The sequence below is a fragment of the Streptomyces sp. yr375 genome (assembly GCF_900110755.1).
In the GTDB taxonomy this organism is placed as follows: Bacteria; Actinomycetota; Actinomycetes; order Streptomycetales; family Streptomycetaceae; genus Streptomyces.
Genome location: NZ_FOFF01000029.1, coordinates 81,959 through 103,392 on the forward strand (window position 1 = coordinate 81,959; position 21,434 = coordinate 103,392).

The 21,434-nt window shown below is 72.0% G+C and carries 12 protein-coding genes and 3 pseudogenes; 7 read left to right on the forward strand and 8 right to left on the reverse strand.

Annotation, left to right across the window (positions count from 1 at the left end; genetic code table 11):
* Positions 1-18: 18 nt before the first annotated feature.
* The gene (locus tag BMZ82_RS25550; protein ID WP_093779709.1) at positions 19-1,026 is read right to left on the reverse strand and encodes an ATP-binding cassette domain-containing protein; all 1,008 of its coding nucleotides are present in this window, start codon (positions 1,024-1,026) and stop codon (positions 19-21) included.
* Between the two features lie 302 nt (positions 1,027-1,328).
* Here BMZ82_RS25550 and BMZ82_RS25555 point away from each other — a divergent pair, with 302 nt between their 5' ends.
* On the forward strand, positions 1,329-2,615 hold the full coding sequence (locus tag BMZ82_RS25555; RefSeq protein ID WP_093779711.1) for a beta-ketoacyl-[acyl-carrier-protein] synthase family protein: 1,287 nt from the start codon (positions 1,329-1,331) through the stop codon (positions 2,613-2,615).
* 263 nt (positions 2,616-2,878) lie between these two features.
* Here BMZ82_RS25555 and BMZ82_RS25560 read toward each other — a convergent pair whose 3' ends face one another.
* Positions 2,879-3,226, reverse strand: a complete 348-nt coding sequence (locus BMZ82_RS25560; RefSeq protein WP_107487684.1) for an acyl carrier protein — start codon at positions 3,224-3,226, stop codon at positions 2,879-2,881.
* A gap of 205 nt (positions 3,227-3,431) precedes the next feature.
* Here BMZ82_RS25560 and BMZ82_RS25565 point away from each other — a divergent pair, with 205 nt between their 5' ends.
* From BMZ82_RS25565 to BMZ82_RS25575, 3 genes and pseudogenes are all read left to right on the forward strand, one after another.
* Positions 3,432-4,193 (forward strand): thioesterase II family protein, encoded by a 762-nt coding sequence (locus BMZ82_RS25565; protein WP_256252106.1) that lies wholly within the window; start codon positions 3,432-3,434, stop codon positions 4,191-4,193.
* Complete coding sequence (locus BMZ82_RS25570; protein WP_093779715.1) at positions 4,190-4,753, forward strand: hypothetical protein; 564 nt, start codon at positions 4,190-4,192, stop codon at positions 4,751-4,753. The genes BMZ82_RS25565 and BMZ82_RS25570 overlap by 4 nt, the downstream gene beginning before the upstream one ends.
* A gap of 49 nt (positions 4,754-4,802) precedes the next feature.
* A pseudogene (locus BMZ82_RS25575) lies at positions 4,803-6,220 on the forward strand (aldehyde dehydrogenase family protein).
* A 764-nt stretch (positions 6,221-6,984) separates the two neighbouring features.
* On the opposite strand, the pseudogene BMZ82_RS42770 reads toward BMZ82_RS25575, so the two are convergent.
* Positions 6,985-7,182 (reverse strand): annotated as a pseudogene (locus BMZ82_RS42770) (IS701 family transposase); the annotation flags it as partial.
* 315 nt (positions 7,183-7,497) lie between these two features.
* On the opposite strand from BMZ82_RS42770, the gene BMZ82_RS25585 reads away from it, so the two are divergent.
* Positions 7,498-8,049 carry a Uma2 family endonuclease gene (locus BMZ82_RS25585; RefSeq protein WP_037753081.1) on the forward strand — a complete coding sequence of 184 codons (552 nt, stop codon included), beginning with the start codon at positions 7,498-7,500 and terminating at the stop codon, positions 8,047-8,049.
* Here the strand turns inward: BMZ82_RS25585 and BMZ82_RS25590 are convergent.
* From BMZ82_RS25590 to BMZ82_RS25610, 5 genes are all read right to left on the reverse strand, one after another.
* Positions 8,043-9,338 (reverse strand): TIGR02679 family protein, encoded by a 1,296-nt coding sequence (locus tag BMZ82_RS25590; RefSeq protein WP_093779719.1) that lies wholly within the window; start codon positions 9,336-9,338, stop codon positions 8,043-8,045. The two genes, BMZ82_RS25585 and BMZ82_RS25590, sit on opposite strands and share 7 nt — an antisense overlap.
* On the reverse strand, positions 9,328-13,437 hold the full coding sequence (locus BMZ82_RS25595; protein ID WP_093779721.1) for a TIGR02680 family protein: 4,110 nt from the start codon (positions 13,435-13,437) through the stop codon (positions 9,328-9,330). Before BMZ82_RS25595 ends, BMZ82_RS25590 begins: the two co-directional genes overlap by 11 nt.
* On the reverse strand, positions 13,434-14,876 hold the full coding sequence (locus tag BMZ82_RS25600) for a TIGR02678 family protein (RefSeq protein ID WP_093779723.1): 1,443 nt from the start codon (positions 14,874-14,876) through the stop codon (positions 13,434-13,436). The genes BMZ82_RS25595 and BMZ82_RS25600 overlap by 4 nt, the downstream gene beginning before the upstream one ends.
* A gap of 13 nt (positions 14,877-14,889) precedes the next feature.
* Positions 14,890-16,437 (reverse strand): TIGR02677 family protein, encoded by a 1,548-nt coding sequence (locus BMZ82_RS25605; protein WP_093779725.1) that lies wholly within the window; start codon positions 16,435-16,437, stop codon positions 14,890-14,892.
* Between the two features lie 200 nt (positions 16,438-16,637).
* Entirely contained in the window at positions 16,638-19,805 is a 3,168-nt protein-coding gene (locus BMZ82_RS25610; protein WP_256252107.1) for a DEAD/DEAH box helicase, read from the reverse strand.
* Between the two features lie 263 nt (positions 19,806-20,068).
* Between BMZ82_RS25610 and BMZ82_RS25615 the strand changes: the two genes are divergently transcribed.
* Together BMZ82_RS25615 and BMZ82_RS25620 are read left to right on the forward strand one after the other, a co-directional pair.
* Positions 20,069-20,260 (forward strand): hypothetical protein, encoded by a 192-nt coding sequence (locus tag BMZ82_RS25615; protein WP_093779727.1) that lies wholly within the window; start codon positions 20,069-20,071, stop codon positions 20,258-20,260.
* A 739-nt stretch (positions 20,261-20,999) separates the two neighbouring features.
* Positions 21,000-21,434, forward strand: a pseudogene (locus BMZ82_RS25620) (transposase); the annotation flags it as partial.

Below are 21,434 nucleotides of genomic sequence, written 5' to 3' on the forward strand. Positions count from 1 at the left end.
CGACCCGGCCGGGACGCCTCACGCGTCGGCCGGCACCAGGTCGTCCCTCGCGGCCTCGGCCGCGTCGCCGTCGCGGCGCCGCCCGCCGTCGCCGGTGAGGCTGAGGAAGACGTCGTCCAGCGTCGGCCGGGACAGCCCGGCGTCCTCCAGGGCGATGCCCGCGTCTTCCAGCAGCCGCAGTGCGCGGGCCAGCACCGGAGTGCCGCCGTGCACGGCGACGGCCACCTCGCGGCTGCGCTCGTCGTACTCGGCGGGGCGCGCACCGAGCCCGGTGAGCACCTCGGCGGCCTCGGGCAGCCGCTGCGGATCACGGACCACCAGGCGGATCCGCTCCCCGCCGGTCTGCCGCTTCAGCTCGTCGGCGGTGCCGCGCGCGATCACCTTCCCGGCGTCCACGACGGCGATGGAGTCGGCGAGCCGGTCAGCTTCCTCCAGGTACTGCGTGGTGAGCAGCACGGTGGTCCCGTCCCGCACCAGGTCCCCGATGACCTCCCACATGTTGATCCGGCTGCTCGGGTCGAGGCCGGTGGTGGGTTCGTCGAGAAACAGCACGGGCGGCGCCGCGACCAGGGACGCGGCCAGGTCGAGCCTGCGGCGCATACCTCCGGAGTACGTCCGTGCCGGGCGGTCGGCGGAGCCGGTGAGCGCGAAGCGGTCCAGCAGTTCGGCGGCCCTGGCCTGCGCGGCCTTCCGCCCCAGGTGGTAGAGGCGCCCCACCATGACGAGATTCTCGCGGCCGGTCAGGGTCTCGTCCACGGCCGCGTACTGGCCGGACAGTCCGATGATGCCGCGCACCTCGTCGGGCTGGGTGGTGACATCCCGGCCGAGGACGGTGGCGCGGCCCGCGTCCACCTTGAGCAGGCTGGTCAGCACACGCACCGTGGTCGTCTTGCCCGCGCCGTTGGGCCCGAGCAGCCCGAGCAGCGTGCCGGCGGGCACTTCGAGATCCAGGCCGTCCAGGGCTCGTACCGGTGTCCTGCCCTGGTATGTCTTGACCAGGCCCTCCGCACGGATGGCTGGAGTCATAGGTATCTTCCTCGGTGTCTTCCTCGCGGATGGGAATTCCATGATTGGCGCGGCCGAGTGGGACGTGGAATGGATGCGGCCGTAATTGCTGACGGGTTGCCGCAATGTTGCCGCTGACGGTTCGACGGCATCGACCCATTTGCCGGAACCGATACCTGTCCCGCGCATCGGCGCACGGTCATGATGCGAGATGATCGGATGGCAGCCGACCCATGACCAGATTCCAGGGGATTCTCCACGGGGCGCACTGTCCAGCCAGATTCCTTTCCCATCGCATTCGCCGAACGGCTGGGGGACTTCTTATGTCTGCGACCGAACGGGTCCGCGTCGACGACGTGGTCGTCACCGGAATGGGCGCCACGACACCGCTCGGCGGGGACGTGAAGTCCAACTGGGCCGCACTGCTCAACGGCCGCCGGGTGGCCGTGCGCCTCGACAACGACTGGCCCGAGGATCTGCCGGTCCGCATCGCGGCGCGCGCCGCCACGGACCCCGACGCCGTACTGGACCGCATAGAACTGCGCCGACTGGACCGGGCCAGCCAGTTCGCGCTGATCGCCGTCCGGGAGGCCTGGGCGGACGCCGGCTTCTTCGGCCGGGCCGGGGAGACCGGCCAGCCGGACGCGGAACGCGTAGGGGTCGTCCTCGGCAGCGGCATCGGCGGGCTGAGCACCCTCGTCGACGGCTACGAGCAGATGCGCGCCCGGGGAGCCCGGCGCCTGTCGCCCCACACCATGCCGAAGATGATGATCAACGGCTCCGCCGGGCAGGTCGGTCTGGAGATCAACGCGCGGGCCGGAGTGCACGCCCCCACTTCCGCCTGCGCGGCCGGCGCCGAGGCCATCGCCGCGGGCCTGGACATGATCCGGCTCGGCCGCGCCGACGTCGTGGCCGTCGGAGGCACCGAGGCGATCATCCATCCTCTGACCGTCGCGGCGTTCACCAGCATGAAGGCGATGTCCCGCAGGAACGACGACCCCGAGCACGCCTCCCGCCCCTACGACACGCAGCGCGACGGTTTCGTCATGGGCGAGGGCGCCGCCGTCCTGATCCTCGAGACGGCACGGCACGCTCGGGCCCGAGGAGCCCACGTCCACGCCGAGTTGGCCGGAGCGGGCATCAGCGCCGACGGCCACCACATCGTGGCGCCCGAGCCGGGCGGCCGGGGCGCGTCCGCCGCCCTGCGCAAGGCGCTGGCCGACGCGGACCTGAGTCCGCGGGACATCGCCCACGTCAACGCGCACGCCACCTCGACCCCGCAGGGCGACTTCGCCGAGAGCCTTGCGATCCGCTCCGTCCTCGGCGACGACGGAGGCGCGGGCGCCGACTACGCGGTCTCCGCGATCAAGTCGACCGCGGGGCATCTCATGGGCGCCTCGGGGGCGTTGGCGGCACTCGTCAGCGTGCTGGCGCTCCGCGACAGGACGGCGCCGCCGACGATGAACATCGAGCACCTCGACCCGCGGATCGGCCTCGACGTCGTACGAGACCAGCCGCGGGCCCTACCCAGGGGTGCCCTCGCGGGTGTGAGCAACTCGGCGGGCTTCGGCGGCCACAACGTCGTCCTCGCCTTCCGGGACCACGAGTGAGCGCGGCGGAGGGCATCGCGCCCCGGGAGACGTCCGGCGACCTGGACCTGGGGAACCTGGCGTGCGCGTGGGAGCTGACACGGGCCGTGCTGCTTCCCTGGACGGGGGCGGCGGGCCATGCGCCGGCGCCGAGGGCTTGGCACGGGAGAGGGAGGCCGAGTAGCTCGTACGAGGGCACAAGCACGGTGGCGCCGGCGGGGAGCAACTCCCCGTCGGCGCCACCGCCGTGTTCCGTGCCGTACGCTCCGCGGCCGGCGTCGGCCTCAGCCCTGGGCCGGCCAGGACGCTCCGTAGCGCGCGCAGATGGAGTTCACCTCGAAGGTGTCCGGCAGCGAGATGGAGCCGTCCTCCACGTGGCCGCCGATCAGCCGGACGATGTCCTCCACCCGCTCCAGGGACATCGCGACCTCGGGGGTCATCGCCTCCAGCTTGAACAGGTCCTCGATGGTGAAGCCGAGCTCGGCCAGCGCCAGTGAGTGGAAGCCGAGGTCTCCGATCAGGCGGAGGTCGGGGGTGACCTTGTCGACCTTCTGCGGAGCGACCAGGCGGACGAGCGTGCAGACCAGGTCGGGGATCTCCGCCGGACTCACCACGACATCGGTTTCGGACATGTGCGAGCTCTCTTTCTGACGACGTGCGAGCCGGGTGTCGAGGCTCGGCGTGCGTCATCGTGCCGGGGCACGGTCCCCGCTCACCAGGCAAGCCGACCGGCAAGCGGACACCTGCCCGCGCGCGGCCTGCCCGGCGCCAATTGCCGCGAGACTGCCGGAGATCCTGCCTGGTCCCGGCCCTCGGCGGCGGGACACCATGCCCGGCATGGAGAACCGCTGGATCACAGGGCGCCTCACGGCGGGTGCACCGCGCGTACGTCTGATCTGCCTGCCGCAGGCGGGAGGGGGCGCCGGCGCTTTCTCCAGCTGGCGCGCGCACCTGCCCGAGGGCGTCGAACTGGCGCCGGTGGAACTGCCGGGCCGCGGCACCCGCGAGGCCGACCCGATGCCGGCCCGGTTCGACGACCTCGTGGACGCCCTGTACAAAGGGCTCCTGCCCGAACTGGACGTGCCCTACGTCCTGTTCGGGCACAGCTTCGGCGGCACCCTCGCCTACGAGCTCACGCTCCGCATCGAGGAACGCGGCGCGCCGATACCCCTCGCCACCCTGGTCTCCGCCTCGCGCGCTCCGCAGACACCCCCCACGGGCACCATCTCGGACGCCCCCGACAAGGAGCTGCTGGCGTGGCTGGTGAACAGCGACGGGCTGCCCCGTGAATTGCTGAAGTACCCAGACTATGTGGCCTATTTGCTGCGCACGATACGCACCGACTTAGCTTTCGCCGAACGGTATCTTGTAAGCGATCCGAGACCGGTGCGCACCCCGTTGCACGCGCTCTGCGGTGAGGAGGACCAGGTCGTCACCGCCGAGCAGGTCCGGCACTGGAAGGAGTGCGCGGCGGGCGGCCATTCCTTCACGGTCATGCCGGGCGGTCACTCCTATCACCAGACGCACGCCCCCCAACTGATGGAATTCGTGCGGGAGATCCTGCCGGCCGACGGGACTCCCGAGGAGGAACGACCGTGACCGACCCCCACACCCTGCACGCCGGGCTGACGCTGGCGGGCGAGCTTGCCGCAAAGGACGACGGCAGCAACTTCACCACCTACTTCAACACCCTCCTCATCGTCGGCATCACGACGATCATCGTCATACGCCAGTTCACCGCCCAGCAGGTCACGAACCGCATGTTCTTCTGGGTAGCCGTGCTCATCGTCCGCGGCTGTGTTCCGCCGGGACCCGCGGAGATGAAGCCGGCGAGCATCGCCCTGCTCGTCCTCTCCCTGCTCGCCTCGGTCGCCTTCGGCCTCTGGCGGGGAGCGGCCTTCCCCATGTGGCGGGACGCCGAAGGACGCGTCTTCCGCAAGGGCGACCGGCGGATCCTCTTCCTGTGGCTCCTGACCGTGGCCGCGCGGCTGGTCTTCGGCGGCATCGGAGCCGTCGCGTTCCACGAACCCTTCAACGCCGACGCGCTCTGGCTCGGCATGGGCGTCACGCTCGCCGTGCAGCACGTGGTCATGACACGCCGCAAGGCAGGCGCACCGCTGCGCGTCGCAGACGGCGGAGTGGTACCGGCGGCCCGATGAGGGACGGCGCGAGGAACCGAGCGAGGGACGGGAACCGGACGCGATGAAGGTGTACGAGCACCACGGGATGTACAGGGCCGGAGCGTGGCGACCGGCGGCCACGGACGAGTCGACGGACGTGGTGAACCCGGCCGACGAGCGTGTCATCGCCACGGTGCCGGCCGGCACCGCGCACGACGTCGACGCCGCCGTGGCCGCCGCGCGGACGGCGCTCCCCGGCTGGGCCACGACAGCTCCGGCCGAGCGGGCGGCGGCCCTGACCGCCCTGGGGCGCGAACTGCGGGCACGTGTCAGAGAGTTCGCCGAGACGATCACAGCGGAGCTGGGATCCCCGCTGGCACTGAGCCGGCTGGCGCACGTCCGCACCCCCCTCACCGTCCTCGACTCCTACGCGGAACTGGCCGCCCGGCACCCCTTCGAGGAGCGGGTAGGCCGTTCCACGGTCCTGCTGGAGCCGGTCGGCGTGGTCGGCGCGATCACGCCGTGGAACTATCCGCTGCACCAGATGGTGTCCAAGGTGGCGCCCGCCCTCGCCGCAGGCTGCGCGATCGTCGTCAAGCCGGCGGAGGAGACCCCGCTCACCGCCCGACTGCTGGCCGAGTGCGTGGCCGCCGCGGAACTGCCGCCCGGCGTCTTCAACCTGGTCACAGGGGTGGGCGAGGTGGCGGGCCGGGCCTTGGCCGAACATCCGGACGTGGACATGGTGTCCTTCACGGGCTCCACCGCCGTCGGCAAGGAGGTCGCCGCGCACGCCGCCCGCGCGATCAGGCGCGTCGCCCTGGAACTCGGCGGCAAGTCCCCGAACGTGGTCCTGCCGAGTGCGGACCACACCACGGCCGTCCGCACCGGCGTCACCAACGTCTTCACCAACTCCGGCCAGACGTGCAGCGCCTGGACCCGCATGCTGGTCCACCGCAGCCGGTACGAGGAGGCCGTCACGCTGGCCGCCGACGCCGCCGCCGCGTACGCCCCGGGCGACCCTCTGGACCCCGCGACCCGTATGGGCCCGCTGGTCAGCGCCCGTCAACGCGCCCGCGTACGCGACTGTGTACGACGCGGAATCAAGGAGGGCGCACGCCTGGTCACCGGCGGACCCGAGGCGCCCGATGGCCTGCCACGGGGCTACTTCGTACGCCCCACGATCTTTGCCGACGTCACCCCGGACATGTCCGTCGCCCAGGAGGAGATCTTCGGCCCTGTTCTCTCGATCATGAAGTACGAGGACGAGGACGACGCCGTACGCATGGCAAACCACTCCGTGTACGGGCTCTCCGGCGCAGTGTGGTCAGCCGAAACGCCCGAAGCGGTGGCCTTCGCCCGCCGTCTGAACACGGGCCAGGTGGACATCAACGCGCTCGCTTCAATCCCCTGGCCCCCTTCGGCGGCTGGAAGCAGTCCGGCATCGGCCGCGAACTGGGCCGGCACGGCCTGATGGAGTACCTCCAGACGAAATCACTGCAAGTGTGAGGCGGAGGCGCCGAGCCCGTGGTGAGTGTCAGATCCCGTCCGCGTACGCCACGACTTCTCGGTGCTCAGTGAGTTCCGCGCCCGGCTGATCGAGGCGGACGCAGGCCGGGTGGTGTTCGCCAAGCCCAGCAACCAGCCTTGCTGTCTGTCGACCCTTCACAGCCCGATGCCGCCCGTCCCCTTCCCTCGGATACACGACCCATCACCCACCGATCGAGAGGAGCGAGAGGATTCTGACGAAGCATCACGCACAGCTGCCCACCGGCTGTCCACCGGACGCGCCGCCCCTCGGACCAATTCAACGCTTCAGTGCAGCAAAACCACAGGTCAAGGCCCCTTGGGCTATCCAGACCCGACAGGTAGTAGATCAACGACCTACGCATTGCGATGCATAGAAGCCAACTGACCGAATAGCCCGAATTCCAAGGTCACCCAAAGGAAGAAACCCCAGGTCAAATCCCTGACCTGGGGTTCACCAAAGAGCCGCCTTCGGGATTCGAACCGAGACCTACGCATTACGAGACCGTGAGCGATCATGTTGCTGGATACCACTTGATGCCGCCGAGTGATGTCGTGCCTGATCAGAGTACCTGCGACAGGTTGCTCCCTGCTACCTCATGCTGCCCCGTCCAACGACGTCCGGCCACCGAGCGGCCACCGGATCGGGCACTCCCGAAGCAACGGGTCTCGAATCGTTGCGTTGTCGGACTCGGACAAAGTCCTCCCGCCTTCGGAACAGGCAAGTTGGTGGGGCGCGTCGCGGCGGTCCGGACGACGAGCGCGACGAACAGGCGGCAGATCCCGTCGCAGGACAACGGGATCAGGTCGTCCGACGTGGGTCGGTATGCGTGTTCGTCGGCGCGGACGACGGCGAGGAAGGCGTGGGCCGGCATCGCAAGGATGGCCCAACGGGCCCAGGCGGGGTAGCGGCGGACCTGGTGCTCATCCAGCCCGGCCAGCCCCGTGACGGCTGATGCCGCCAGATGCCATTGTGCCTGATCAGACCGCATGCGCCGTACCGGACGCCGGTACTGGTACCGCACCGTCCAAAGGCGTCCGGCCGCCCCATGGCCACGCCGGAAGGTGCCCGCTGCCCCTGGCAGTCACCCAACGCCACCTGTTGGGTCCGAACACTTACGGGCCCAGCTCACACCCCGCGTCACAACGCCCGCTCGTGCGGAGGGCTCCCCGCTGCGGTGTGCGCGCACGCCACTGAAGTCCACCCCTGGAGCAGCGCTGTCCGCCGTATCATGACCGCACACGGGAAGGAGCCCGCCATGAGCGTCGACTCGATCATGCACACCGAGTTCCCCAAGGGGTACACGGTCCTGTTCGGGGCCGACGGAAAGGTGATCATGACCCCGCAGAGCGAAGAGCACTCCAGCACCATCAGGTCGATGCAGATCGACTCTCTCGCCCTCGGTCGTCACGCGAAGGTCACCTCCGACGTCTACATCGACTTCCCAGCCGACGAGAACTCCGCCCCCGACCTCGCCATCCTGCGCGAGGACGCTCGCAAGGAAGGCAAGCGCTACAGCTTCGAGGACGTCCTGCTGATCTCCGAGGTTGTCTCGACCTCCTCGGCACGCAAGGACTATGACGACTGCACCACCAAGTACGGGCGCTACGGCATCCCGATCTACCTGGTCGTGGACCCCTACGCCGGTGAAGTCGTCCTGCACACCCAGCCCACCGCGAACGGCTACAGCACCGCGCTCAAGCGCGCGTACGGCACGGGCAAACTCCCCGTCCCCCTGGCCGACGGTCGCATCTTCACCCTCGACCTCGACGAGCTCCCCCGCCCTGAGCCGGAAGCCGGCGCTCACTGAGGAAACACCGGCCGGGCCAGGTCGGACAGGAGCGCGGGCAGGAGGCGTTCCTCCATGACCGCGCCGCCGGACTCCCGCATGGCACGGGCCAGTTCGAGGTCCCAGGGGCTGGTCGTGGGCGGTCCCGCGAGCGGTGTGGACTCGCCCTCACCGAGTGCGGCCGTGTAGTCGGCGGCCGTCATCCGCCAGGGGTGGGCGCCGTGGCGGGCCACGGCGTCCGCGGTGATGCGCAGGCCGGCCCAGTCGAAGTCGGCGCGCCAGTGCAGCCGGGCTCCCGCGCGGACGGCGTCGCCGAGCAGTTTGTGGCAGGCGGCGGACGGGACGCCCTCGGTGCAGACCAGGGCGGCGCCGGTGTCCTGCAGTTCGCCGGCCGCGGCACGCAGGACAGCCGGGTTCTCGCAGACGAAGATGGTGCGGGCTGCGGGGACGACGGGGTCGGTGGCGAGCTGGTGGAGGGTGAGCCGGAAGGGTATGCCGAAGCCGGCGGCGTCGCGCAGCCAGCCGCAGACGACGGTGTCGCCCCTGGCGCCGATGTTGAGGACGAGTACCTGGCTGGCGAGGTCGTCCGCGATGGCTCCGGCGCTCTCCCACAGGGCGCGCCGCCCGGCCCGGTCGCGCGGTACGGCGCGGCCGTCGCCGACGCGCTGGGCAAGGGCGCGCAGGACGAGCTGTTCGAGCGGTGTGCCGGGAACCAGGGCCTTGGTGTCGCCGGTGGCCCATTCGGCGAGGACCGGAAGCGGCAGGACTGCGGAAGACCGTTCCGGCGAGCCCGTGCAGCGGTCCCCGTCGTCGCAGAGCCGTTCCAGGACACGTGCCGCCGCGTCGAGGAGCGGCACGTCCCCCCGGCGTACAAGACGGGTGAGGGTGCCGTCGGCGGCGATCCGCTCCAGCCAGGCGGCGAACCATCCCTGCCCGGCGAGCCTGCTGGAGCGGACGGATTTCAGGGCCTGGTCGCGGCGCGATTCCTCGTCGGCCCGTTCGGCGGGCCGGTCGCGCAGCGGGCCATGGAGACGGCCGAGAGTCTGGAGGAGACCGGTGCCGTAGCGGTCGTACAGGTACCCGTCCAGTTCGCGTATGGGTACGGCGAGACGTCTGGCGGTCTCGGGCCGGTAGCGGCCGGTGACACCGATGACGGTGCGGCGCTCGGCCTCGCTGGGCCCCGTGAGCCCGACGTCGCCGTCGAGCGCGCCGCCGGTGCGCTCCAGTCTGCGGCGGGCGGCGGCGAGCAGCCGGGTCCATCCCTCGCCCCGCAGCTCGTCGTACGCCGACGGCTCACGCTCAGTGGACAACCGCGGCCCCCTCGGGCGCCGGGACCCGCCGGGTGCCGGGCGAGCCGAGGGCCGCGGTGAGGTCGCCGGTGTCGTCGGCGAGGAGCCGGTCGCCGTCCCAGACGAGCAGCAGCGCGGAGACGGTGTGGTCGACGGCGGTGTGCGCCAGGTCGTAGTGCGCGGCGGCGGACACGGAGGCGTGGGCGGCCCACAGGTCGTAGCCGGTCATGAACAGGTCGAGGTCGAACTGCGCGGCCAGCGACATGAGTTCACCGCGCCCGGTGTCGTCCACGCCCGCGAAGGCCTCGTCGAGGGCGAGCAGGCGCGGGGCGTGCGGGTGGGCGGAGTTGAGCATGGCGTGCGCGGCGGCGAACAGCGGCAGATGGAGCGACACCGACTGCTCACCGCCCGACAGGCGGCTGTGCCGGGCTCGGGTGAGCCGCTCCTCCGTCTTGTCGGGGCGTACCAGCTGGAACGCGAAGTGCCGCCAGCGCCGGTAGTCGAGGACCTCGGCGAGCAGTTCGCGGTAGGGCTGGTCACGGTGGCGGGCGCGGGCGTTCTTGATCTGCGCGGCGAAGTGCGTGCGCACCCGGGCGAGACCGTCCGGGCCGAGGCGGACGGCGTCGGCGTCGAGGAGGGCGCAGACGCCGCGCTGTTCGTCGTCGAGGTGGTCGGCGAGCAGCCAGCTCACGCCGACCGTCGTCCCCGAGGACATGGTGCGCCGGCGCATGTCCGCGTTCATCCGCCGGATCAGGTCACGGGCGTCGATGGTGCGGTCGTGGATCTGCTGGGCGAGCCGGGTCAGCAGGGCGTCCTCCAGGATGCGCTGCTCGGACTCGGAGAGCAGTTCGGCCTGGTCACGGCGATGGGCGGAGATCTTCTGCGCGAAGGCCGCCACCGGCAGCGGGCCCTCCTCGTCGGCCACACGGACGACGATGACCCCGTCGGAACCGTCCCACTCGGGCCGGTAGTCCTGCCCGGCGGCGGCCAGCTGCGCCTGCAGGTCGTCCAGGGCCTTGGTGAGACGGGTGACGGACTGCTTGAGGCTGGATTCGGTGGGGGTGAGGTCGCGGGTCGCGGCGAGGATCGCCTCGTGTGCGGCGGCCACGGCTGGCGGGAGTGTCTCGCCGGCCCAGTCGGCCTCCTGGGCGGGCCAGGCGAGGCCGGGCGGGCAGCGCAGGATGTCGAGGAGTTCCCTGACGGCATACGGGCGCAGGGAGCGGGCGGTGTCCTTCTCCTCCGCCGCGGCGACCGACCGGGCCTCGGCCGCGGCTGTACGGCGGGCCTCGGCCGCCGCGGTACCCGCGATCGCGCCGTGCTGAGCGGTGCGGGCCGTCTTTGCCTCCCCCACCAGGGCGTCGATGCCGTCCTCGGTCTCCTGCACCTGGCGCATCACCTCCTGCGCCTCGGCCCCGACGGCCTCCTGGAGGGCCTCAAGTCCCGCGGCCTCCTCGGTGTACCGGCGGCGTGCCGCGCGCTCGGTGTCCGCCGCCGCCTCCTCGTCCTCGGCGGCGACGGTGAGTCGGTCGGTGGCCGCCTCGGCCGCCTCACTCTGGCGGGCGTGTTCGCGGCGGCGGGCGGCCAGTTCACGGACCGCCGTCTCGAAGGCGCGGGTGGCGGTCTCGACGGCGTCGACGCGGTCGGTCTCGATGGCGTGTTCGGCGGCGGTGCGGCGCAGGGCGCGCTCGGCGACCGAGCAGGCGGCCACCGACTCGTCGTAGGAACCCTGGGCGGCGTCGGCGGCGTCGCGGGTGGCGCGCAGCCTCGCCGCGGCTCTGTCCAGTTCGCGCAGCGCCTCGGTGATGCCGGTGGTGCGGGGCAGGGCGGCGCGGGCCGCGGCGTACCCGTCGAGGGCGGCGTCCGTACGGGCCTGCACACGCGCCAACTCGTCGAGCTGGGCGGAGAGTTCGGCCAGGAGCGTCTCGCAGGCGGCGATCCGGGCGGCGCGCCGCCGGGCACGGGCGGTCGCGCCGACGTACTCGGCGTGCTCCTTGGTGTGGGCACCCACCAGGACACCTGCGGCGTACCGGCCGTCGGGGCTGATCTGCGGGATGCCGGTGTCGAGGTCGCCGGTGACGGCGACGGATCGCAGTACGGCGGTGATCCGAGCGGCGGTCGGGATCGCATCGCCGGCCTCGGGGACCTCGGGGACCTCGGGGCGCAGGAGGTCGGCGAGGCTCGGTCCGCTCACCGGGGAACCGGCTCGCAGCCAACCCTCGCTGCGACCGGCCGCCACAGGGGCGTCCTCGGCGGAGAGGAGGGCGTCGAGCAGGCCCGATGCCTCCAAGGCGGCTTCCAGGTCCGCCCGCTGACGGTCCGTCAGGTGATCGTCGAAGTCGACGAGCCGCCACAGCGGAACACCCCCCTCACCGGGCGCCCTCTCGGCAGTGCGGCCACGGGCCTGGGGCGGAGCGTCGTCGTGTTCGGCGGCGATCCGGTCGCGTTCGGCCTCGGTCTCGGCGCGTCGGCGCTCGACATCGGTGCGCTGGGCGCGTAGGGCGGCGAGGGAGTCACGCAGTTCCTGTACGGCGGAGGCGGTGGCCTCGGTGAAGGCGTCCGCGAGCGTGACGGGCACACCCGAGCTCTCCGCCTCGCCGGTGAGTTCGAGGGCTTCGGCGAGTCGGCCGACCCCCTCCTCGGTCAGGAGCTCACCGTGCGCCTCCGTCCACTGTCCCAGTGCCTCACGGGCCTGCTCGCGAGCGGATTCGAGAGCCGACTCGGCGGCCGTCTCGGCGGTTTCGGCCGCGCTGACGGCCTCCTCGGCACGGTCGAGCGAGACCCGGGCGAGGTCACGGGTCTGCTCGGCGCCGCGTGCCGCCTGCTGGGCGCCGCGCACGGCCCGGACGCCCTCGTGGCGGGCCGCGGCGAGTGCGGCGGAGCGTTCGGCGAGGCGGGTGGGCTCGGCGTCGGCCGGGGTCCAGGGGAGACCGGCGGTGTGGGCGTGGTCGGCGACGGCGGCGGCGTCCCGGGAGACTGCGGCGTCGAGTTCGGCGGCGAGCCGCGCGGCGTGCTCGGCCTCGGCGCGAGCGCGGCCGGTAGCAGCCGTACGGCGTTCACGGTCGGCGGTCGCCTGCCGGGCGGTCTGCTCGCAGGTGCGCACCAGGCGTTCCAGGTCGGCCAGTTGCTCGACGGCCTGGTAGGCGGAGGAGGAGCGCAGCTGGTCGAGGCGGGCGCGCTGGGCGGCGAGCGAGGCGTCGGCCGACTCGGCGGTCGTCTCGGCGGCGGCCTGCCGTTCACGGGCCTGAGCCAGGTCCGTGGTGGCGGTGCGCAGCGCGGCGGCGCGCTCGGCGGTCTCGGTACGGCGGACGGTGAGCCGGTCCGCGGCGGCGCGGGCGTGGACCCGCAGGTAGGTGGAGTAGCTCGCGAGGAAGGCGCGGGTGGCGTCGTCGGCGGCGGCCAGTCCCTCCAGGGTGCGCTGCACGGACTCCATGTCGTCGAAGGAGCGGGCGGCCTCGGCGATCAGGTCGTCGTCGAGGGGGCGCAGACCGGCGGTGAGGGTGTCGGAGAGCTTGGCCGGGTCGAGGTTCTTGGCGAGCTGCGGGCGGCGCAGCGTGAGGATCAGAGTGAGCAGTTGCTCGTACCTCTCCGGGCCGAGACCGAACAGGCGCTGGTCTACGGCGGCGCGGTAGTCGGCCGTGGAGGCGATCAGCTCGCGTCCGAGTTCGGCGGCGAGTTGCTTCTTCGTCATCGGCCGGTCGTCGTGGGTGAGGAGGGAGAAGTCCTCGCCGACGCGGCCCTCTGCCACGAAGTGCCAGCGGGCGGGTGTGTCACGGTGGCGCTGGGCGTGCAGCCCGATGCCGCAGGTGACGGCCTCGCCCGTCTCCCGGTGGGTGAACTCGATCCAGACGTAGCCGAGCGCGCTGTCCTGCCCTCGGAAGAGCAGGTTGGACTTCATCGTGCGGTCCTCGGCGGCGAACGGGTTGAGCCGTTTGGGGTCGATACGGCCGTCGAGGACGAAGGGGAAGAGGACTTCGAGGGCCTTGGTCTTGCCGGATCCGTTGGGGCCGCGCAGCACCAGCCAGCCGCCGGCGAAGGAGAACTCCTCGTCCCGGTAGTCCCACAGGTTGATGATCCCGGCGCGGGTAGGGACGTAGCGCGCTGCTGGGGCGGGGGTGCTCACGGAGTCGGGTCCTCGGCGGTGTCGTTGACGGTGTCGTCGGCGAACAGGGCGGTCTGAGAGGGCGGCCCGGCCACCGTACGGGTCTTCACCCGGGCCGTGACCCCCCGATAGCGGGCGATCAGCGGCAGGGCGAGGGCCCCGCCGTCGACCCGGGCGATCAGCGACATGGCGGCCAGCAGGTCGAGCGCCTGGCCGAGCAACCGGTCCGGGTCGCCGCGCAGATCGGCGGCGAAGCCCGCGCCGTACTCGGTGGTGATCTCCTTGAGCCTGCCCCGCAGCCAGGAGTCCGTGACGAAGGGGTAGCGGGTCTCCGCCGGCTCCCGGCCCTCGTCGTCGGGCGTCTCGTACACAGACACCTCGTACGCCGACTCCTCGTCCGGCTCGGCGAGTTCGGCGACCAGTCCACGCGACGGCAGGGCCGCGTCGATACGCCGGGCGCGGACCGTCAGGCGTTCGGCGGCGGTGGGCACGGGCAGCAGTTCGAGAGCGTGCCGTCCGGAACGCTGCACGGCGGCGCTGATCCGGGCGGCAAGGAGCAGCGCGGCCTGCGCGACGGTACCGCCGCCGGGGAAGCGGATGTCGGACAGCCTGCCAGAGGTGTCGATGAGCGCCACGCCCTCGGCCCTCCGCTCCACCGTCAACCCGGTCAGTCGCTCCAGGTCCTCGGCGAGGGCGGGGGCCCGCAGCTGGCCCAGGAGTTCGGTGTCGGCGTCGGCGTAGTACGCGACCGGGTTCTCCAGCACCAGGCGGCGGGCGCGGCGGGCCTGGTCGCGGCGCTGAGCGGCACGGCCTGCGGACAGGCCCAGCGCGCCGGAGGAGTCCAGCAGCGCGGTGACCGAGGTCAGATGCTGCAGGACCCGGGTCGGGTGGTGGACGGCGAGGAGGATCTCGCGGTCGATGTCGTACAGGGCCTCGGCGCGTTCGGGATCGCCGGCCCAGGCGGTGGCGGAGCCGTCGGCGAGGGTGAGCGCGCCGCGTTCGGTGAGCCAGGTGACGGCGTCGACGAAGGCGTCCCGGTCGGGTTTGCGGGCGGTGTCGAGGCCGAGTCCGTCGATGCGTACGGCGTCGGCGGCGACCGCGTCGGCCAGTTCGCCGAGCGCCACCTGCGCGCCGTGGCGGCCCAGCGCCGCGAGGGTGAGCACGAGGTAGGCGTAGCGGCGGCGGTCGAAGGGGCGGCCCGCTCGGGTGAGGGCCGGGCGGGTGGTGTCCAGGCCGTCCTGGGCGCGCTGGAGCCGGACGGTGTCGGCGGTGGTGACGAGCCGGTACCCGAGTGCCTCCATCAGGTCGGTGCGCAACTGGTCGGCCCAGCGGCGCACCGTCGCCAGCGCCGCCTTGTCCGGGTACCCGGACGTGACCAGCGGGTGCCGCAGGACGAGCCGTACCGCCTTCTGGTAGTCGGCGAGTTCGAGCGGGGTGATGCCTTCGGCAACACGGCTCATACGACGGCCTCGCTCATGTGGTGACCTCCAGGCGCAGCCCCTCGAGATGGAGACGGCCGCGCACGGTGTCGACGGTGGTGGAGCCCTCGGCGGGGGTGAGGGTGAGCCGTACCCCGTGGGCGGAGCCAGAGGCGGCGGCGATCCGGCGGCTGGTGGGTACGCGGGCGGCGAGCGCCACGTCCAGCAGGGCCAGCAGGGCGCGTGTCTCGGGCTCATCGAGGGTCCGGCCGTACACGCCGTCAGAGGCGAGGGAGTTCGCGGCGCCGCGGCGCTCGGCCTGCTCCTTGAGCTGCTCGGCGCGGAGCAGGGCCCGCCGGTCGTCGTCGCGTTCGATGCGGCCGGGGCCGTGCAGGGCGGGGGTGCGGCCGGACTGGACGAGGGTGCGGGCGAGTTCGACCGGCTCGGCCTCCCACCAGGACGTACGAGACGGGATCCGCTCGGGGTCGGCGTACGGGACCGCGATGTGGCGGGGCGCGCCGAGCCCGAAGACGGCCTGGAACAGGGCGTGCGCGTCCTCGTCGTTCTCGCAGGAGGTGAACCACTGGGCGAGGTGGCGCAGTTGGCTCTCCCGGCTCACCCCGCCCCGGCGGGCCTCGGTGACCCGGCGCAGCAGGGCGAGGACGGAGCGGATCGCGGTGACGGTGGCGTCCTGCAGCCGCTCGGTCTCGCTGTGCTCGCGCTCCGCGAACCAGTGGACGATGCCGTCCCACCGGTGCCGCCAGTCCGCGAGGCGCTCGGCGGGGCTGCGGAAGAGCCGTTCGTCGGCCTCGGCCGCGAACTCGACCATGCGGTCCACACCGGTGGCCGCGGCCTTCTCGACCGCCTCGGCGAGCAGCGGGGCGTAGCGCCCGAGTTCGGCGGTGAACTCCCGCATGTGCGCGAGGAGCGTGTCCTTGTGGGCGAGGAACACCTCGGGCCGGGTGTCGTTGGTGCGCGCCAGGTCGCCCAGCATGAGGTAGAAACGGGCGGCACGCTGCGCCATCTCGTTCAGCACCGAGTCGAGACGGCCGAGCTTGCGGTACACCTCCTCGCCGTCGCCCGCCGTGTTGGCCTCGGCCAGCGCTCGCAGGTCACCGAGGATGTCGGGGAAGACGAGGCGGGAGAGCTGGGCGTCCTCCAGGCTCGCGCCGAGCACGTCCTCCACCGCCCGGTACGCCCGGTACCCGGCCTGGGTGAACTGGTACACGTAGTGCCGGTTGCGGTACTCGGCGAGGTTCGCGGCGCGCGTCCCGTCGTACGACCGGTCCAGCACCTGCCAGTCCGCGAGCGCGTCGAGCAACGGCTGCACACCGGCCGACCCGCCCACCGCGCCCGCGGCGGGATGGTCGGCGGCGAGCCGCTCCAGCAGTCCCACCGCGTCCGAGGCGTGCAGCAGCACCTGGTAGTTGGCACGTCCGCGGTCGAAGGCCCGCAGCAGCCACAGGTACTCGTGACGCTTCTCGGCGGCGGCGAAGTGGAACAGCCGCAGCCGGTCGTCGAGGGAGAACGCGTCGATACCGAACGCGCCCTCGTCGACGGGGTCCGCGGCATCGGGCTCCGGGACGTCGGGCTCGTCACTCACGGAACTGTGGGCTTCCCTTCTCCCCTGCTTCGGCCGGCACACGTCCGGCCGAAGGTGTACCAGCCGATCCACACCAGTCTGCCGCACCCCGCTCGGTGCGTGTGAGCCGCTCCTCGGCCCATGCCACTTGTGCTACTATGCGCCCGTTTCACGCTCCCTGCCGGGCTGTGGCCCCCGTAGGGACCCGCCCTGTGGCCGGCTCAGCGGCGGATCGCCGCGTACGCCCCGAGCCACCCCGTCCCCAGCCGGTCACCACCCCTGGTGAAGACGGCCGCGCCGCTGCTGCCGGGCGAGTTTTCCGACGGGTCGTCGGGCGGCAGGAGCAAGGTGGCCGCCTCGCCGTCGCCGCTGTGCAGCGTGGTGGTCGCGCCGTTCCACAGCCGGATCACCGAGCCCGGTGGGGCCGCCACCCGCAACCTGTCCTCCCGCAGGTCCAGGTGGACGCCTGTGGCACGCTCCGCGAGCAGCGCGCGGTAGCGATCCGGGGTCAGGGCGCAGTCGTTCGGCGGTGTCGTGCCGCTCCAGTCCGGGGCATCGACGCCGCGGGCGCGGGCCGCGCGCCACATTCGGGGAACGAGATCGGACGCGAGCGGCGCGGTGGCCATCCGCTCGCACATCCACAGCAGCCGTCCCGCTCCCCGTCCGGGCCCCAGGGCGCGCCACCGGATGCGCTGGGCCAGATCACCGGCGACCACGGCAGCCCAGGGGTGGACCGTGCCGAGGGGACCCTGCGCACCGAGCCAGGCCAGATAGCGCTGGGCTTCTTCCAGGATGCCGGTCATGGAGTCGACCGGGATGCCGAGGACGTAACCGGGACGGCCGCGGAAGAGGCCCGGTCGGTCGGCGACGAGGTGGAGGACCGCGCGGGCGAGGTCGCCGGCCACCGGCTTCGACGCGTCCTCCTCCGGCTCGTCGCTCTCCTCCGGCTCCTCGTGCTCCCGCTCCGTCTCGCGCAGGACGCGCCGCAGCGCCACGCGGGCCCGGTCGGTGAACGGCGCCTGTTCGAGCACCGGGAGGCGGGTGCTGAGCAGGGCCGCCAGCGACCGCTCGGCGGTGAAGGCGTCTTCGGGTACGGGGGCTTCCCGCACCGCGGTGGCCAGTTCGTCGGCGAGGACGGCGTCGACCATGAAGCGGCTGGTCAGCCTGCCCAGCGGGCTGGTCTCCCAGCAGCCCTCGTCGGCGATGGCGCGCAGACAACCCGCCGCCGTGAGGAACCTCGCCGCTTCACGCAGTGGTTCGACGCCGGCGTGTCCCTGGTGTGCGGCCAGCGTCCCCGACCACCACCGCTCCGCCTCCTCCACGCCGCCCACCCGTTCCTGGACGGCCTCCGCCAGGAGGTGGTCGGGCAGGTGGTCGCCCAGCCGTGACCGCACCGTGTATCCGGCGGCGAGCCGGGCCTGCCAGTGCGCCCGTTCCCCCGGGTCGGCGAGCAGGAACGCCCAGCCCTCGCGCTCTCCGGCGCCGATGCGGCCGGCCCGCCCGAACATCTGCTGGACCATGGACACCTCGACGCGGTCCAGGCCGATGGTGGTGTCGGCGACGATCACGGCCCGGGCGGGGAGGTTGACGCCCGCGGCGAGGGTGGAGGTGGCGACCAGGATGTCTGCCTCGCGGGCTCGGAAGGCCTGCTCGGCGTGCCGCTTGTAGGGCCAGTCCCGGTAGTGGAGCCGCACCCCGGCCTTGGTGCACAGCCGCTCGACGAGTTCGGCGTCGTCCGCGTCGACGCCTGCGGTCGACACGCCACGGTCGGCGGCCAGCGCCAGCGCGGTCGCCCGCACCCGTCGCTTGCTGCCGCAGAACACCAGCACGCTGCCGCCGTCCGCACCGACCCCGCGGGCGATCCGTACAGCGGCCTCGGTGCGGACGGCGGCCCGCGCCGCCCAGTCCGCTTCTTCCGCCGTCGGCAGGACCGGCAGCTGCCAGGTCAGCCGGGTGGGCCGCCAGGCGGTGCGGACCAGGCGAGCGCCCAGCCACTCGGCGACCTCGTCCGCGTTGGCGACCGTCGCCGACAGCCCGACGATCCGCGCGCCCGCACCGTCCTCCCGTACCCGCGTGAGCAGCGCCTCCAGTACGGCGCCACGCACCGGATCGCCGAGGAGATGGATCTCGTCGACGACCAGACAGCCCACCTCGGCGAGCGCGTCGCGCAACGATCCCGCACGGCAGATCGCCTCGAACTTCTCCGTCGTCGCCACCCACACATCGGCCGCCCGGATCAGCCCGGAGTCCACGGCGGCCTCCCCGGTCAGCCGTACCACGCGCAGACCCCGGCGCCGCCACAGCTGGAGCTCCCGGTCGAGTTCGTCGGTGAGCGAGCGCTGAGGCACCAGCCAGGCGGCCTTCTCGCCCCGGGCGTGTGCGTCCAGCGCCGCGACCATGCCGATCGGGGTCTTGCCCGCGCCGGTGGGCGCCACCACCACCAGATGCCCGGTGCCCTCCCGTACGACGGGAACGGCAGCCGCCTGGGCCGGGTTGAACGACGGATGCGGCAGCAGCGCGGCCCACTCGGCGGGCACCAACTCCCCAACGGGCACGTACGCATCGCCGTCGTCCTCCGGCAACTTCTCCAAACCGTCCCACTGCGCGGCGAAGGCATCCCTGGCCGCCAACGCCCAGGGACCCGCGGCCGGGACAGCGCCACCCGGACCGACCGCGACCACATCTGTACGGCCGCCCAACTCATTGACCGTGCCGATCTCTTCGGCCTCTTCCCAGTAGCGGCTGACCCGGTACGGGACGCCGTGCTTCGCGAGCCAGGTCCGCAGCGCGTCGTATCCCGGCCCCTCGGGCAGGATCACCCGCACGTCCTCCGCCGCCGCGACCGCCTCCTCGGTGGGGCGCCAGTCCGGATCGGTCACCTTGCACCACAACAGGGCCCGCTGCTCGGCCTGCTCCGGCACGGCCAGGTCGTCCGGCCACGCCGGAGGGTGTCCCCCGCGCATTGCCCCGGGGAACTGCCCGGGGCCGCGGATCGCGGTCACGCTGACCCCGGGACCACTCGGGCAGGGCCCCAGCGGCACGGACACGGCCGCCGAAGACGCTGCCGTGAGCTGGTCGTACGTCTTCACCCCCAAGTCAGCGAGACTGAACGCGGTGGGGCAGCCAGGACAGACCAGCGCGACATACCGGTACACCCGCCCCTGCGACTCGTACGGCCTGCGCAGCGCGTGCAACTCCCCCTCACAGACGGGACAACGGCGCTCCACCCGTTCCTCGTAGGCCCAGCCGGGCTCGAAGAACCGCGCCGGGAGCTCCCCGCCCAGGGCGACACCCCACCGCCGCCGCACCACCTCGGTCACGGACGCCTCCGTGCCCACCCCCGACTGTGCCGGGACACAGCCGTCCGTCACTCCGTCAGCGCCGCGCATACCCGCGACTGTGGCATGTCGTGATCCACACCCGCAGGCGGTTTCCACGTCTTCCACCACTACGGGTTCCATGACCATGAGCGCGGCCTACACCCAACGGCCAAGGGAGTCACGGCCTCGCCGCGCGGACGCCCACGGATGGCGCCTTGTCGAGCGGCCACGACAGCACGGCGCCCTGACCGGTATCCGCCGAGCCCAAGTCATCCCGCACCGTGCACCGACGCCGCACAGATGGGCCCCGGCTGGATCGGCCGTCACGGCTGTTGTCGTGGGTCGCGAGGTCCAGGGCCGACGGAGCCGAGGCCGCCAAGACGGTCGCCGACGCGGTCGACGCGGGCGGTCACGCGTACACGGCCACTCAGGCGACCGAGGACCCCGGAGCCTCCGCGCAGCAGGTCGCCGTACCGGCCGACGACGCGATCCAGCTCGGTTCGCCCTACGGGGACGGCCGATAGTGAAGCAGCACGTCGTCGCCCACACCCCCCGGAAACCCGGCCGGCCGCGCGATTGTCCGGATGGCACAACTCCCATGCGAAAACGGCGAGGCTGACCGAGGAGCCATCTGCACGACCTCTGCACGCCTGGCCACCAAATGGCCACCAACTCGAACCGGACGGAGCCGGGGAAATCGACAGCCATGAACAAATGCCGAGGTCACAGCCCCGCAATCCGCAACCGAAACTGGCCGTCAACTTCAGACCTACGCATTGCGATGCACAGGACCGCACGAGCCCGATTGGCCCGAATTCCAAGGTCAATCAAAACAAGAAACCCCAGCTCAGAGGCCTGAACTGGGGTTCACCATGGAGCCGCCTTCGGGATTCGAACCCGAGACCTACGCATTACGAGACCACGGGGGTTCGTGACACCTGGTTCCAGCTCGTGCCGCCCGGTGCTGTTCTGCCTGATCAGAACACATGGGAACAGTTCCACCATGACACCCTGTGTTATCCCGTCCAAAGGCGTCCGGCCGCACTCTGGCCGCACATGGCCACACCCACGGGTGTCCCGGGCAGCCGGAACGCCATTGTCCTGCGTTCCGCGCAATTCAGGGGTTCTGGAGTCCCTGTCGAGGTGAAGGTGCAGGTCAGCAGGCTGGAGTCTGGTGACACGGCCGGATTCGCCTAGAGACGCGATTTTCCGGATTCACCTGCGCTGAACTGGTCTTGCTCCGTATGTTCTGGAGTCGTGTATGTGAAGACGACGAAGCGGGAGAACAAGTCCGGCACGGTCCGGTACCTGCACCTGGCTCACAACGAGTGGGATCCGGTGAAGGGCCGGGCGGTCCCGAAGGTGCTGTTCTCGTTCGGCCGTGAGGACGACCTCGACCGGGACGCGGTGAAGCGCCTGGTCGCGTCTCTATCGCGGCTGCTGGAACCGGGCGAGGCACTGGCGTCGACCGCGGCGGGTGACCTGGAGTTCGTCTCGTCGGTCCCGTTCGGCGGCACCTACGTCCTCGATCATCTGTGGCGGCGGCTGCAGATCGACAAGATCGTCGGGCAGGTCGGGCAGCCCAAACGGGGCCGACGCCGGGACATGCCGGTGACGGAGCGGGTGCTGTTCTCCATGGTCGCGAACCGGGCCCTGGCCCCGTCGTCGAAGCTGGCCGCCGCGGACTGGGTCACGCAC